This window comes from Cyclobacterium salsum (genome assembly GCF_010119245.1).
In the GTDB taxonomy this organism is placed as follows: domain Bacteria; phylum Bacteroidota; class Bacteroidia; order Cytophagales; family Cyclobacteriaceae; genus Cyclobacterium; species Cyclobacterium salsum.
The window spans coordinates 102,121-115,096 of the sequence record NZ_WNKG01000013.1 but is presented as its reverse complement, the minus strand read 5'-3'; the positions used below and the strand labels follow the sequence as shown (position 1 = coordinate 115,096).

General features: G+C 42.6%; 14 protein-coding genes. 1 reads left to right on the top strand and 13 read right to left on the bottom strand.

Annotated elements, in window-relative coordinates:
• Positions 1-105: 105 nt before the first annotated feature.
• From GJS45_RS20435 to GJS45_RS20415, 5 genes are all read right to left on the bottom strand, one after another.
• Positions 106-264, bottom strand: a complete 159-nt coding sequence (locus tag GJS45_RS20435) for a hypothetical protein (RefSeq protein WP_162343725.1) — start codon at positions 262-264, stop codon at positions 106-108.
• On the bottom strand, positions 264-677 hold the full coding sequence (locus tag GJS45_RS20430; RefSeq protein WP_162343724.1) for a hypothetical protein: 414 nt from the start codon (positions 675-677) through the stop codon (positions 264-266). Before GJS45_RS20430 ends, GJS45_RS20435 begins: the two co-directional genes overlap by 1 nt.
• Positions 674-1,516 carry a hypothetical protein gene (locus GJS45_RS20425; protein ID WP_162343723.1) on the bottom strand — a complete coding sequence of 281 codons (843 nt, stop codon included), beginning with the start codon at positions 1,514-1,516 and terminating at the stop codon, positions 674-676. The genes GJS45_RS20430 and GJS45_RS20425 overlap by 4 nt, the downstream gene beginning before the upstream one ends.
• Positions 1,517-1,898: 382 nt before the next feature.
• Positions 1,899-2,597: a class I SAM-dependent methyltransferase gene (locus GJS45_RS20420; protein ID WP_162343722.1), complete on the bottom strand. Its 699-nt coding sequence runs from the start codon at positions 2,595-2,597 to the stop codon at positions 1,899-1,901.
• 174 nt (positions 2,598-2,771) lie between these two features.
• On the bottom strand, positions 2,772-3,521 hold the full coding sequence (locus GJS45_RS20415) for a TerC family protein (protein ID WP_162343721.1): 750 nt from the start codon (positions 3,519-3,521) through the stop codon (positions 2,772-2,774).
• Positions 3,522-3,784: 263 nt separating this feature from the next.
• Here GJS45_RS20415 and GJS45_RS20410 point away from each other — a divergent pair, with 263 nt between their 5' ends.
• Positions 3,785-4,732, top strand: a complete 948-nt coding sequence (locus GJS45_RS20410; protein WP_162343720.1) for a ketopantoate reductase family protein — start codon at positions 3,785-3,787, stop codon at positions 4,730-4,732.
• Between the two features lie 148 nt (positions 4,733-4,880).
• Here the strand turns inward: GJS45_RS20410 and GJS45_RS20405 are convergent, their stop codons facing one another.
• The 8 genes from GJS45_RS20405 to sufC form a co-directional block, all read right to left on the bottom strand.
• Positions 4,881-6,578 (bottom strand): DEAD/DEAH box helicase, encoded by a 1,698-nt coding sequence (locus GJS45_RS20405; protein WP_162343719.1) that lies wholly within the window; start codon positions 6,576-6,578, stop codon positions 4,881-4,883.
• 261 nt (positions 6,579-6,839) lie between these two features.
• A complete protein-coding gene (locus GJS45_RS20400; protein ID WP_162343718.1) occupies positions 6,840-8,126 on the bottom strand; it encodes a citrate synthase in 1,287 nt (428 codons plus the stop codon).
• A 297-nt stretch (positions 8,127-8,423) separates the two neighbouring features.
• A complete protein-coding gene (locus tag GJS45_RS20395; protein ID WP_162343717.1) occupies positions 8,424-8,840 on the bottom strand; it encodes a BrxA/BrxB family bacilliredoxin in 417 nt (138 codons plus the stop codon).
• A 27-nt stretch (positions 8,841-8,867) separates the two neighbouring features.
• Positions 8,868-9,203, bottom strand: coding sequence for a DUF59 domain-containing protein (locus GJS45_RS20390; protein ID WP_162343716.1), 336 nt, complete (start codon positions 9,201-9,203; stop codon positions 8,868-8,870).
• Between the two features lie 5 nt (positions 9,204-9,208).
• Positions 9,209-9,640, bottom strand: a complete 432-nt coding sequence (locus tag GJS45_RS20385) for a SufE family protein (RefSeq protein WP_162343715.1) — start codon at positions 9,638-9,640, stop codon at positions 9,209-9,211.
• Entirely contained in the window at positions 9,641-10,897 is a 1,257-nt protein-coding gene (locus GJS45_RS20380) for an aminotransferase class V-fold PLP-dependent enzyme (RefSeq protein ID WP_162343714.1), read from the bottom strand.
• Complete coding sequence (gene sufD, locus GJS45_RS20375) at positions 10,872-12,182, bottom strand: Fe-S cluster assembly protein SufD (RefSeq protein WP_162343713.1); 1,311 nt, start codon at positions 12,180-12,182, stop codon at positions 10,872-10,874. Before sufD ends, GJS45_RS20380 begins: the two co-directional genes overlap by 26 nt.
• Positions 12,183-12,206: 24 nt before the next feature.
• Positions 12,207-12,968, bottom strand: a complete 762-nt coding sequence (gene sufC / locus GJS45_RS20370; protein ID WP_162343712.1) for a Fe-S cluster assembly ATPase SufC — start codon at positions 12,966-12,968, stop codon at positions 12,207-12,209.
• Positions 12,969-12,976: the final 8 nt, after the last annotated feature.

The following is a 12,976-nucleotide window of genomic DNA, read 5'->3' as shown; positions in this document are numbered from 1 at the left end:
AAATTTATTCCAATTATCCCATTTGAAGGTTGATTTGTAGATTAACCGGGAATTGACCGGTATAAAAATGAGACGATTGCTTCAACCGGAATCCTCTCCATTGTTTCACTTGGTTTTTTTGGCTGATGGCGATGGGTTTGGTGCAGGCAATTGATATTCCTCCTGAATTTCCGGATCATTTTGATAGCAAACCGGAGAGGAAGGCTCCTTTACAGTAGCGTTTGGGTCCTGGTAACTATTTTTTTCTTCGATTCTACTTTTCATTATTCCTCGGTTTTTTTTGCTAAAACATTCATAATGGTTCGAATATTTTCAGCAATGGAACCAGGCTTTTTTTCCACCACCGCCTGCGCTAATTCCCCCAGGGTGCCGATCAAATTAAAAGCCACTTGAATGCTTTTTAAGGAAGTTATATTGGTCTTTATTTCCTGATTGATGGCTTGAAGCTGTTGAAGTGCTTCCGCAGCCTCTGGTTCCACAATAAGGGTGGATAGTAATTTCATTTCCCGAGCCGTTTCCATGAGTTGGTTGGCTTTTATGCCCATTTCGACAAAAGTCGTCTGGCTGATTAATTGCTGACTGATTTTTTCAAAGCGGTAATCATTGAATTTTTTGGCTATTTCCAAAAAATCGTCTGCCACCTGGCTCAAAAAAACGCTATCCACTCTTTCTTTCATTCGTTTAATTTCTCAAATTCATATTGTAAACTTCTGACCTCTTCTGATAATTTCATCACACCGGATTTAAACCCGTTTTGAGATGCCTTTTGGTTGTTCCTGGATAGTTCCCTGTGGCTTACAGCCAACAGGTCTAATAGGCGCACTATTGATTGTACGCGTAAGTGAATGTTATCCGAATCCTCCAATAAACGGTAGTATTTTTCAACAGCCCATTCTTTTTCTAATGGGCTAAGTGTATCATTTATAGTGAGGGTCTTGTAATGAGCATACCAACTTTCTTTTTGAATTTCCAGCAGCCCGAGCAGGTTTTTCTCCAGAACGAAAGCTAGTTTTTTGCTGATCAAGTTCAGGTGGGGATCGGCCTCTGTCATATAAGAAACGATCCGTTTTTTTCGGTACTGTCCGGTACTTGCATTTACGGCCAATTCTGAAAGTTTTTGGAAGGCAGACGCCTCTCCTTCACTCATGTCAATCAGGTTTGCACTTTGTAGCCCTTTCACCGGAGAGGAGAGATCATAATTAACCAGTCCGGGTGAACCCAACAACTCAAGTCCATTCCAATAATTTTCCAATACCAGAAATAAATCCTTAACTACTCTGTCTGCTTCCTGGTAATCAGTGCAGAAGCAATCGAGATTTCGCTCAATGGTATATGTTTGAATTTTCTGAAAATAACAATCGTCCTTGCAGTGGCTGGTAAAACTGTATTCCAGTTCATGCATATGATCCAGACCCTGACTGGCCACGGTTGATAACTGTTGGATAGGTTTAAGGCTGGTACAGGCCAGTAGAAAACCAGGCACTAGAAATATTACCGCTGGAATTTTTCTAACCATGGGCAAAGATACCAAAAAAACTGAGATTTTTGCTGCTGAGAAGCCATATAACCCGAAGAAAACCTTGTTTGACATGCCTTTTTTGCAAAGAGAACGGCTTTTACCAGACCCTAAGAGGCTTTCGAATCTGCCTTGTAGTCATGCTACCCTATAGGGGATGTGCGTCTGATGAGCCAACGAAACGAACCCGGAATTTTGTAGGCCCAAAGTACTTGCCGCGTATTTCGCTGTGTTTAGATTCAGGCTGTAAAGTCTAAGGATCCAAAAAGTAAGGTATGCAGGTAAACACTAACTTCAATTTACTACAATAACAAAGGACTCCTGGCATCGAATGACAGTTACAGTTAGTTGGGTTTCGGAAGGGTGAAAAAACCGAAAGTGCTTAGGGTTCCAGCGGCTTTTCACAGAGGTAGGTTCTTAATACCCGGTCCCGGGTGGTAATTTCCCGAACCTGAAAACCAACATTTTTCAACATGGTTTGCACTATCCAATCGAATGTGGAAAATTCCTCTTTGAAATGGATCAGGGTATCTTCGCGTAAGAAATTTCCACCCCTTTTACCCTGCAAATCGATAAACTCCTGAATGGCTTTTTCAGGAAATTCATTGGGGATTACAACATCGTGCAAGTAAAGTTTTCCGGCGGGTTTTAGTACGGAAAAAATTCGCTCAAGCGCCTTTTCCTTCCAGAAATCCGGCAAATGATGCAGGGAAAGTGAGCTGATTACGCCATGTATTGAATTATCCGGCAATTCATAATTTAAATAGCCCCCATGGATAAAATCAATGTTGTCCAAATTTTCCAAGACTGATTTGGCACGGGCAAAAGAAAGCATGGGAGAGGAAATATCTATGGCATACACTTTTCGGCAGTTTTTGGCAAAGTGTATCGAAAAACTTCCAGTTCCACAACCAATATCTAAAATGGAGGCGTTAGGAACGGGTATAATCCAACTTTCAGCATGAGCAATTTCTTGTTGGATGTTCCGGAAGTCATCGTGTGAGGGGTCATAGATTTCTACTTCCTCCTGAGAGGCATAGTCCTTTCCGGTTTGTTTGAATTCGTTATAAAGCCAGTCCATTTCCGTGTATCGCCATTATGTAAGCTAAAATAAATGGAATACCAATAGCTAGCAAATATAACTCCCGGAAAAGGATACATGCTTGATTATCAAAATCCTGATTTCTGCTCAAGATCGCCAGGGATAAAATGAACAGGTTGGAAGGCTTACAAGAACGGTAACCAGCTGCCTACGTCAGCTTTTTTCTTTAATACGAGGGTTTAACTGAACGGTATCGCTGCTACCCTTTTTACGCATCCGCATGTTCACGATTTCTACCCCCAGTGAAAAGAACACAGCAAAATAGATATACCCCTTAGGAACTTCAAAGTGTAAACCTTCTACGAGCAACATGAACCCAATTAACATCAGAAAAGACAGCGCTAAAATCTGTAAAGTGGGATGCTTATTAATAAACCGACTGATGGCACCTGCAAAGGCCATCATTATGGCAATGGAAATGATGACAGCGATAATCATGATGATCACTTCGTCCACCAAACCGACGGCCGTAAGGATGCTGTCGAACGAAAAGATGATGTCCAGAAAAATGATCTGAAAGATTACGTTTCTCATGCTGGTAGCGGATTTCGGTTTGATTTCCTGCGCATGGCCTTCCATTTTATGATGAATCTCCAGGGTTGATTTGAATAATAAAAAGAGCCCACCAAAAAATAAAATCAAATCCCTACCGCTCAGTTCAAATCCAGCGATCGTCACCAAGGGTTGCGTGAATTTAATAATATAGCTAATCCCCAACAACAGCAATATTCTAAAAACCAACGCCATGGCGAGTCCCAACTTTCTGGCTTTAGGCTGCTGGTGTTCCGGTAATTTGTTGGAGACAATTGAAATAAAAATAATATTGTCTACACCCAATACAATTTCTAGAAAGGTGAGGGTAAGCAGGGCTATCCAGGTTTCCGTATGAAGAAAAATTTCCATTTTTTACTTTTCTTTACTTTAGGTAGCAAAGGTCATCAAAAAAAAGGACGGGTAGTATCTGGAGGAATAAACTATTTTTTTCTTAAGAATTCTAAGCAATAGGAGCCATGTCATCGGGTACAATTTTCAAAACACAGAAAGGTGTCCGAATGTATGATTTAAAAAATCGATGTGTTTGAATTTGGTTTGGTTGCTGTTTTCGTTCTAATTTCGTCCGGAGCGAAGCAATAGGGCACGCCTTTTAACTTAAGTTTATCAGAGAAATGCCATTTGAACAGAAACATAAACGGATCGCTATACTGGGGTTAGGTGGAGTTGGAGGCTTTTTGGGCGCAAAGTTGCTCCTTGCAGATCGTCCGGCGGGTGTTGAAATCACCTTTGTGGCCAGGGGTAGCACCTTGGCATCTCTGCAGGAGAACGGATTGGTATTTGAGTTCGACCAACAAAAAGTATTGATTCATCCCGATCGGATTCAGAAAAGTGGCAGCCCTTCCACCCCCTTCGATGTGATTATCCTGGCAACAAAAGCACCGGGATTGGTTGCGGCCGTACAGGAGAACCAAGGCTTGTTTTCCGATCAGACATTGGTAATTCCCTTACAGAATATGGTGGATGCCGCCAGCCGGATCCGTCCCTTTGTCAGGGGTGCTGAAGTATTGGATGCCTGCATCTATCTAATTTCCAATGTTGTTAGCCCCGGAAGGGTTAAACATCTGGGAGGACCGGGAAAAATGGTAGCCGGAGTACCTTCGAAAAATGATTTCCAGTGGTTTTTTTCTTTTCTGGAAAATTCCGGGGTACCAATCAATTTGACTGCTGACATTCAGCTTCACCTGTGGAGAAAGTTTTTGTTTATTTCGAGCCTGGGCTGCCTCAGTGCTGCGTATGGGGTGAGTTTTGGCCAGGTGAAGGCCTCTTCGGAACTGATGGCAGCCTGGCGGAGTTTAATGCAGGAATTAGTAGCACTGGCCCGTGCAAATGGAATAGCACTAAGAGATGGGGACGTGGAAGTTACCCGCTCTCTGCTTTCAAATTTTCCTTATGACTCAAAATCTTCTTTTCAACTCGATGTGGAACAGGGTAAAACAGGTGAAAAAGCGACTCTCTTGGAGGATGTTATTGAAAAATCCCGGCAAGTCGGGTTGGAAGCAATAAACTATCAAAGAATGGGAGAACTAATACACACAAAAATAAAGGCATTCCGAAAATAAGTATCCTTTCGGTTCGGGAACAAGCACCTGTTTAGGGAAATAAGTTCATCCTAAGTTCATCCCTGACAGATGCCGAAGCGTATAAAATGCAGAAAGTCACCCGATTAAAGGTGACTTTCTGTTTTACATCCGATTTAAGGTAGGTGTATCAGGGCTTTGAGACCTCAAAATTAACCTGTTTTCCTTTAATGGTGTTTGTATTCATTACTTTGATTACATGTGTAACGTCTTTTTTAGGAATATCTACAAACGAAAAGCTATCATAGATATCTATTTCGCCTATGCTTCCTCCGGATACGCCGGTTTCTCCCGCAATGGCTCCTACGATATCATTGGGACGAATCCGGTCCTTTTTACCCAGATTCAAAAATAGCCGGGCCATATTTGGCTCTCTCTCTCGCTTGCCCTTTCTTCCGCCTCGTTCGCTTCCACGGTGACTTTTGCCCCCCCGGTCACGATCCGAACGTTCCCTTCTGGGGCGCTTGTCATCTCTTCCGAAAGCCCGGTCTTTATCCGGAGTGAAATTCATTTCTTTGAACTTTTCTACTGCTTCTCCTAAATGCAACTTCACCAGCCCCATGGCAACCTGCTCCAGGGATATACCTTCCGCTAGTAAATTACCAATTACTTCTTCAAAGACCTGATCGTCTCCTGTTTTGGCAAGCTGTCGGTGGATATCTTTGATAAGCTGCTCTTTCTTCATTTGGATTAATTGGTCCACTGAAGGGGGAGCTGCTTTATCAATTGAAGTTTTGATAAACCTTTCCAGATCATTTATTTTTCCTGCGTCCCTTCTTCCGGAAACAAAGCTAATAGCCGTTCCTGATTTTCCAGCCCTACCTGTACGTCCTATTCGGTGAACGTAATTTTCTTCATCCAATGGCAGGTCGAAATTAAATACCGCTTCTACATTTTCTACATCAATGCCCCTGGCAGCGACATCTGTCGCAACCAACACGGCACAATGGCCCTTTCTGAACTTATTCATCACCTTGGTACGCTGTGCCTGTGACAGGTCACCGTGTAAGGCCTCTGCAGGAACGCCTTTGGCATTTAGTTCCTCCGTAACTTCGTCCGTTACCCTTTTGGTATTGCAAAAAATAACACTGAGTTTGTATTGATGAAGGTTTATTAGCCTGCTAATCAGGTCCGTTTTTAAACCGGATCTTACTTCATAATATACTTGCGATATGTTTTCTACGGTTAGTTCTTTTCGGAGTACTTTGATGATTTCCGGGTCCGTCTGGTACTTTCTGGTAAGTTCCAGAATAGGTTTCGGCATGGTAGCGGAGAAAAACACCGTTTGCCTTTCATTAGGCATGGAACTCAATATGGTTTCGATGTCTTCGCGAAATCCCATGTCCAGCATTTCATCGGCTTCATCCAGAACAATCACTTCCACCTGACTTAGGTCAAGTGTTCGCCTGTTCATATGGTCCATGATTCTGCCAGGGGTACCTACCACAATCTGAACGCCTCTTTTCAGACTTCTGATTTGTCGGTCTATGGCCTCTCCACCGTAAATACAGGTAGAAGAAATTTGCTTTTTGTATTTAGTGAGTTTCACGATCTCTCCCTCTACCTGCACGGCTAGTTCCCGGGTAGGGCAAAGAATCAATGCTTGTGGCTTGCTTTTGCTGGTATCTATCCGGTCGATGATCGGAATGCCAAATGCAGCAGTTTTACCAGTTCCCGTTTGAGCTTGTCCGATGACATCGGCACCTTGTAATAATAGGGGAATGGTTTGTGTTTGAATAGGGGAAGGTTGGGTATAGCCCATATCTTCCACTGCCCTTAGGATTTCTTCCGAAATCCCAAGGTCTGAGAATGTTACTTCGTTTTCCATGAAATGTTCCTTACTTCTCAAAGCCACGGTATTCCTAAATATCCCAGTGTCGATCAACAATAAGGAACCCCACGGCGTAGGAGAAAAATATTAAATTATAATAAGTTGCAAAGGTAAGAAAAAATTATTTTCAAAGCAACGAAATTAGCGAGGAACAAAAAATAATTACTTACTAAGCGGATTCAATGCTAAATTTTATTTTGAATATAACCTAAAAAAGGGCTATAAAGCCCTTTTTTATTCGGTACAACTCCTGTTGATTTATCTTTTTTCCATGGGAACGTATGCTCGCTGTGTTGAGCCCACATATACCTGACGGGGTCTCCCAATAGGTTCGTTGTTTTCCCGCATCTCTTTCCACTGCGCAATCCACCCTGGAAGGCGACCCAAGGCAAACATGACGGTAAACATATCGGTAGGAATCCCCAGGGCACGGTAGATAATACCGGAGTAGAAATCCACATTGGGGTACAATTTACGTTCTACAAAATAGGGATCATTTAAAGCTGCATTTTCCAACTCCTTGGCGATATCCAGCACGGCATCATCGATTCCGAGTTTTTCCAAGACATCGTCAGCAGCTTTTTTGATGATTTTGGCGCGAGGGTCGAAGTTCTTATATACCCTATGACCGAATCCCATCAGACGGAAAGGATCGTTTTTATCTTTTGCCTTTTCCAGGTATTTTTTAGAATCCCCACCATCGTTTTTAATTGCCTCCAGCATTTCGATCACGGATTGATTGGCTCCGCCATGGAGAGGACCCCAAAGTGCATTAATTCCTGCAGAAATAGAGGCATAAATACTGGCTTGGGAGGAACCCACAATTCGTACGGTAGAAGTCGAACAGTTCTGCTCATGATCGGCATGAAGGATGAGTAATTTATCCAAGGCATTCGAAATAACCGGATCCACCTCGTATTTTTCCGAAGGCAAGGCAAACATCATCTTCATAAAGTTGCCGCAAAAATCCAGGTTATTGTCCGGATAATTTACCGGATGTCCCATTTTATTTTTGTAAGCCCATGCTGCGAAAGTTGGCATTTTAGCCATTAGCCTAACGATGCTGAGTTGAATTTCTTCGTCGGTATTATTGGGGTCCAGCGAATTGGGATAAAAAGCGGTGAGGGAACAAATAAGAGAGGAAAGAACGCCCATAGGATGTGCTACCGATGGAAACCCATCCAGTATCTTCTTTATATCCTCATGCACAAGGGTGTGCTTGGTAATTCTATTAGAAAATTTTTCATACTGAGAGGCAGTGGGCAGGTCGCCATTAATCAGTAGGTAGGAAACCTCCAAAAAATTAGAGTTTTCTGCCAAATCTTCGATGTTATATCCCCTGTATCTGAGAATACCTTCTTCCCCATCCAAAAAAGTGATGGCACTTTTTGTCGACCCTGTATTCTTATATCCGGGGTCTATTGTGATCAGACCAGATTGCCCACGGAGTTTGGCAATATCAACGGCCTGTTCGTTTTCGGTACCTTCGATGACTGGTAGATCATATTCTTTTCCTTTAAAGGATAGTTTAGCAATTTCGGACATATTAATTTAATTAAATATATTATAAAACTCCAAATGAGATCAATTCAAAATAAAATTTGGCACTAATGTAGTAAAATTTGATCAAATTTCACTTACATACCTACTTGAAAACAACTCCTAACTAACAGATTAAATAATATTTATTCTGTAAAAAGAAGAAATAACCTGTTCTTATTTAAAAAAACAGGTTACAAATTATTTTAAATTACGGACATAGCGTTCAAACTCCAAATTTAATTAAACTCGTGCAATTAGTAGAAACAGCGGATCAAAAAAAGCCCCGGAAGGGCTTTTGCATTAACAAAAGTGCTCAAATACTTCGATTAAATGATCACCAATCATCTGAGCTGTTCTTCCCTCAATATGGTGCCTCTCTACGAAATGAACCAGTTCGCCGTCCTTAAATAAAGCCATTGCTGGTGAAGATGGAGGATAGGGCAGCACTTTTTCCCTGAATTTGGAGACTGCATCCGAATCATTACCTGCAAAAACCGTCGCTAGCACCGTTGGCTTTTTTCCCGATTTATCCAGGGCATACCGGACACCGGGCCTGGCAGCTCCCGCTGCACAACCACAAACGGAATTAACAACTACAAAAGTTGTTCCCTGATGGTTCTTCAAATGGTTTTCCACATCCTCTGAAGACCTGAATTCTTGAAATCCTACGTCGGTTAATTCTGCTCTCATGGGAGCTATCAATTCCTCTGGATACATATTTTTTTTGTTTGTTGATTTAAAATTTTATAAAAACCCAAGCTCTAGTTTGGCTACTTCTGACATCATGTCCTGGGAATAAGGAGGATCAAAGGTTAATTCTACCTCCACATTATTTACCCCCTCAATTTCCGAAACCCTCGCTTTTACTTCTGAGGGGATGGATTCTGCTGCCGGACAGTTGGGTGAAGTAAGCGTCATTAGAATGTATACGTTGTTGACCGGATAGACCGTTATTTCATAGATCAATCCCAGTTCATACACATCTACCGGAATTTCCGGATCGTATACCTCTTTGATCGCATTGACCACCTTCCGCTTGCTTTCTTCCTGTTCATCGGTTATTTGTTCTGACTTTTCCATACTTTCTAGGCGTCAATTTTAGATTGGTAGGCAAGAGCGAATAATTTCATTTGCTTGATCATCGCAGCCAGGCCATTGGATCTCTGGGAGCCGATTATATTGCCCATGCCTATTTTTTCAATAAAGTATAAATCTGCATCCAGAATTTCTTTGGCTTTTCTTCCCGATAGTACGCGAATCAAAAGGCTTATTAAACCTTTTGTAATATCGGTGTTGGAGTCCGCCAGAAAATAAACCTGGCCATCCCGAAGATCGGTAGTCAGCCATACTTTCGACTGACAGCCTTTGATGATGTTTTCTTCGGTCTTTTCTGCCTCTGGAAATGCAGGTAACTTGTCCCCCAGCTCCATGATGTAGAAGATGGTGGATTCCTTGTCATCGCCAAGGATTTCGAACTCATCAATGATGTCTTTTTGTACCGCTTCTATCGATGGCATTTAATTTTTTCTTTTCGCTATTCGTGCCAGACTTTCATAAAGCCTGTCAATTTCTTCAATAGTATTGTAAACAGCAAAAGAAGCCCTAACAGTTCCTTCTATTCCAAACCGATTCATAAGAGGTTGGGTACAATGATGTCCCGTTCTCACGGCAATCCCCGAAGCATCGAGCATCATGCCTACGTCAAATGAATGCATGTTGTTAATCGTAAAACTCAATACACTTACTTTGTCCCTGGCAGTACCTACGGGCACAAAGCCCTTAATCGCTGCACAGCTATCGAAGGCATGATTTAACAATTTGGTTTCCTGATTCCGGATGGCATCTTTCCCAAGATCATTGATAAAGGCCAGGGCCGCATCAAAGGCGATCACATCCGCTATATTAGGAGTACCAGCCTCAAATTTATAGGGGATCTCATTATAGGTGGTCTTGGCAAAGGTAACTTCATGAATCATTTCCCCTCCTCCCTGATAGGGTGGCATCCATTCCAAAAGCTCACGCTTCCCGTACAACACGCCTACGCCGGTAGGACCGTACATTTTATGTGCAGAGAAAGCAAAAAAATCGCAATCCAGTTCCTGAACGTCCACATTCAGGTGGGCTGCACTTTGGGCACCGTCCACCAAAAACTTTGCTCCCTGCTCGTGGGCCAAATCGATCATCGTTTTCACCGGGTTGATCGTGCCTAAGGCATTGGATGCATGGACCACAGCTACTAGTCTTGTTTTCGCCGAAAGCAATTGCTTGTAGGCCTGAAGATCCAGTTCACCACTATCTGAAACGGGTATTATTTTTAGATGGGCATCGTTTTCTTCACAAAGCATCTGCCAGGGAACAATATTGGAATGGTGTTCCATTGTGGAAATGATCACCTCATCGCCCGCCTTAATGAACTTTTTTCCAAAGGTACTGGCCACTAAATTGATGCTATCCGTGGTGCCTTTTGTGAATATCACCTCTTCTGCTGAAGGAGCGTTGATGAAGGATTTTAGGGAATTTCTTGTCTTTTCAAAGCGTTCTGTCGCCCGGGAGGCTAGCGTATGCGCTCCTCTGTGGATATTCGAATTGTCATTTTCGTAATAATGCTTCAGGGCCTCAATTACCTGATCAGGCTTTTGGGTAGTTGCGGCATTGTCAAAATAGGCAAGGGGCTTCCCGTTGACCTTCTGGTCAAGTACCGGAAATTTCCTGCGAATCTGTGCCAGATCCAATTCTTTTCTCTTTTGATCAGTAATGTCCGCCAAGTCTTGCATGTACTACTTTTTCACAATATTCCTTAAATCCTTCTTCTTTTAGCTGATCCAGCACCTCTCCGGCAAATGCATGCAAAAGCAATGCTTTGGCTGCATCTTTGCCTATTCCTCTGGCCCGTAAATAAAACAATGCCTCTTCATCCAGTTGTCCCGTGGTGCACCCGTGCGAGCATTTTACATCGTCTGCCCAAATCTCAAGCTGGGGCTTGGTATTAACCGTCGCATCTTCCGACAGCAAAATATTGTTGTTCTGCTGGAAGGCATTGGTTTTTTGAGCATCCTGCCGCACAAAAATTTTGCCATTAAAGACACCCCTGGATTGGTCCGCCAGAATGCCTTTATACAATTCATTCGATTCTGAATGCGGTTTTTTATGGTCTACATTGGTATGGTTGTCCACATGCGTTTTACCATTTAGCAGGTACAGTCCATACATATTTCCTTCGCAATTACTGGCGTTTAAATCCAAACTCAAATTGTTCCGGATCATTCCACCTTCCAAACTCAATACAATGGAGGTAAAGCTGGCATCTTGCTGGACCTCCGAACGGGTGTTGCTGACTTCCAGGTTTTTTTTGTGCCCATCTTGCAGTTTGTAGCTCCGTACATGTGCATTTTGACCCACCTTCCATTCAGAGACGGAGTTGACTAAAACAGGATCTTCTCCAAGATAAATGGTTTGTTCGATCAGCGTAAGCTGAGCATTTTTACCTACTTGTATAAAAACCCTGGGATGGATGCAAGCACCATTTTCATCTGGTCTTACGAAATTAACCAACAATAGGGGCTTTTCAATGATTTTCCCATCCGGAATATCGATCCGAATTCCATCTCGAAAACACAGCGAATTTAAAGCGGTGAACGGATCGAATTCGTTCTTTTCAATGCCCCCAATTTGAGCTGCTTTTTCTTCACTAAGCTCTGTAAGGGCTTGAAGCTGAAAAAGCTGTGGATCTATTTTTGAAAGATGCGCATCAACTATTCCGTTATTGCAAACCAGCGTATATCCCTCTTCCAACCGGAACAGCTCTTGCTGCCCCTGTATTTTCTTTTGCAGGTTGTCAATGGAGGAAGGCGTTCCGAAATGCGTCAGTTGATCCGAAATCCGTTTACTGATGGCAGTGTATTTGTACTCCTCATTTTTAAGCGTTGGCATGCCCGACTCCTCCAAGACCTCTTTTGCTGATTTTTTAAGGTTGGAATACAGAGGCAAATCCTGCATGGCCGCTGTGCCTGTGAGGAAAATTTCTGCTAACTTATGATCTTTCTTAGTTGATACCGTCATTTGTAAATGAAACCGTGCAAATTTTTAAACTGTTGTTCCTGAGATCTCTTCTTTGATCCAGTCATATCCCTTATCCTCAAGTTCCAGAGCGAGGTCTTTTGATCCGGATTTTACAATTCTCCCGTCAAAAAGGACGTGGACATAATCCGGAATGATATAATCTAGCAACCGCTGATAGTGGGTGACGACAATGGTGGCATTTTCCTTGGTCTTGAGTTGATTTACCCCATTAGCTACTACTTTTAGCGCATCGATATCGAGTCCAGAGTCCGTTTCATCCAGAATGGAGAGGGTGGGTTCAAGTACCGCCATTTGAAAAATTTCATTTTTCTTTTTTTCACCTCCAGAAAATCCTTCGTTAAGCGCTCTGCTTAGCAACTTTTGGTCGATTTCCACCAACTTCATTTTTTCTTTCATCAATGAAAGAAACTTAACAGCGTCCAAGGGCTCTTGTCCCCGGTATTCGCGAACCTGATTCACGGCAGTTCTAAGAAAATTGGTCGAACTAACCCCCGGAATCTCTACCGGATATTGGAAAGCCAGAAAAACGCCCTCCCTCGCCCGGTCTTCAGGACTAAGGTCCAGCAGGTCTTTTCCTTTAAAATAAACCTCACCTTCGGTAACCTCGTACTCTTCTCTTCCCGCCAGAACCGAAGCCAATGTTGATTTTCCCGAACCATTAGGACCCATGATAGCATGCACCTCACCAGGTTTGATTTCCAGACTGATTCCCTTTAATATAGGCGTGCCTTCTATAGCGGCATGTAAATTTTTTATTGATAACATGTATATTA

What these genes read in the sequence shown, in the direction of transcription:
- sufC (WP_162343712.1), bottom strand. Translation starts at nt 12,968, where the DNA reads ATGTTATCAATAAAAAATTTACATGCCGCTATAGAAGGCACGCCTATA.
- GJS45_RS20390 (WP_162343716.1), bottom strand. Translation starts at nt 9,203, where the DNA reads ATGGAAAAGTCAGAACAAATAACCGATGAACAGGAAGAAAGCAAGCGG.
- GJS45_RS20380 (WP_162343714.1), bottom strand. Translation starts at nt 10,897, where the DNA reads ATGCAAGACTTGGCGGACATTACTGATCAAAAGAGAAAAGAATTGGAT.
- sufD (WP_162343713.1), bottom strand. Translation starts at nt 12,182, where the DNA reads ATGACGGTATCAACTAAGAAAGATCATAAGTTAGCAGAAATTTTCCTC.
- GJS45_RS20430 (WP_162343724.1), bottom strand. Translation starts at nt 677, where the DNA reads ATGAAAGAAAGAGTGGATAGCGTTTTTTTGAGCCAGGTGGCAGACGAT.
- GJS45_RS20385 (WP_162343715.1), bottom strand. Translation starts at nt 9,640, where the DNA reads ATGCCATCGATAGAAGCGGTACAAAAAGACATCATTGATGAGTTCGAA.
- GJS45_RS20435 (WP_162343725.1), bottom strand. Translation starts at nt 264, where the DNA reads ATGAAAAGTAGAATCGAAGAAAAAAATAGTTACCAGGACCCAAACGCT.
- GJS45_RS20410 (WP_162343720.1), top strand. Translation starts at nt 3,785, where the DNA reads ATGCCATTTGAACAGAAACATAAACGGATCGCTATACTGGGGTTAGGT.
- GJS45_RS20415 (WP_162343721.1), bottom strand. Translation starts at nt 3,521, where the DNA reads ATGGAAATTTTTCTTCATACGGAAACCTGGATAGCCCTGCTTACCCTC.
- GJS45_RS20420 (WP_162343722.1), bottom strand. Translation starts at nt 2,597, where the DNA reads ATGGACTGGCTTTATAACGAATTCAAACAAACCGGAAAGGACTATGCC.
- GJS45_RS20400 (WP_162343718.1), bottom strand. Translation starts at nt 8,126, where the DNA reads ATGTCCGAAATTGCTAAACTATCCTTTAAAGGAAAAGAATATGATCTA.
- GJS45_RS20425 (WP_162343723.1), bottom strand. Translation starts at nt 1,516, where the DNA reads ATGGTTAGAAAAATTCCAGCGGTAATATTTCTAGTGCCTGGTTTTCTA.
- GJS45_RS20405 (WP_162343719.1), bottom strand. Translation starts at nt 6,578, where the DNA reads ATGGAAAACGAAGTAACATTCTCAGACCTTGGGATTTCGGAAGAAATC.
- GJS45_RS20395 (WP_162343717.1), bottom strand. Translation starts at nt 8,840, where the DNA reads ATGTATCCAGAGGAATTGATAGCTCCCATGAGAGCAGAATTAACCGAC.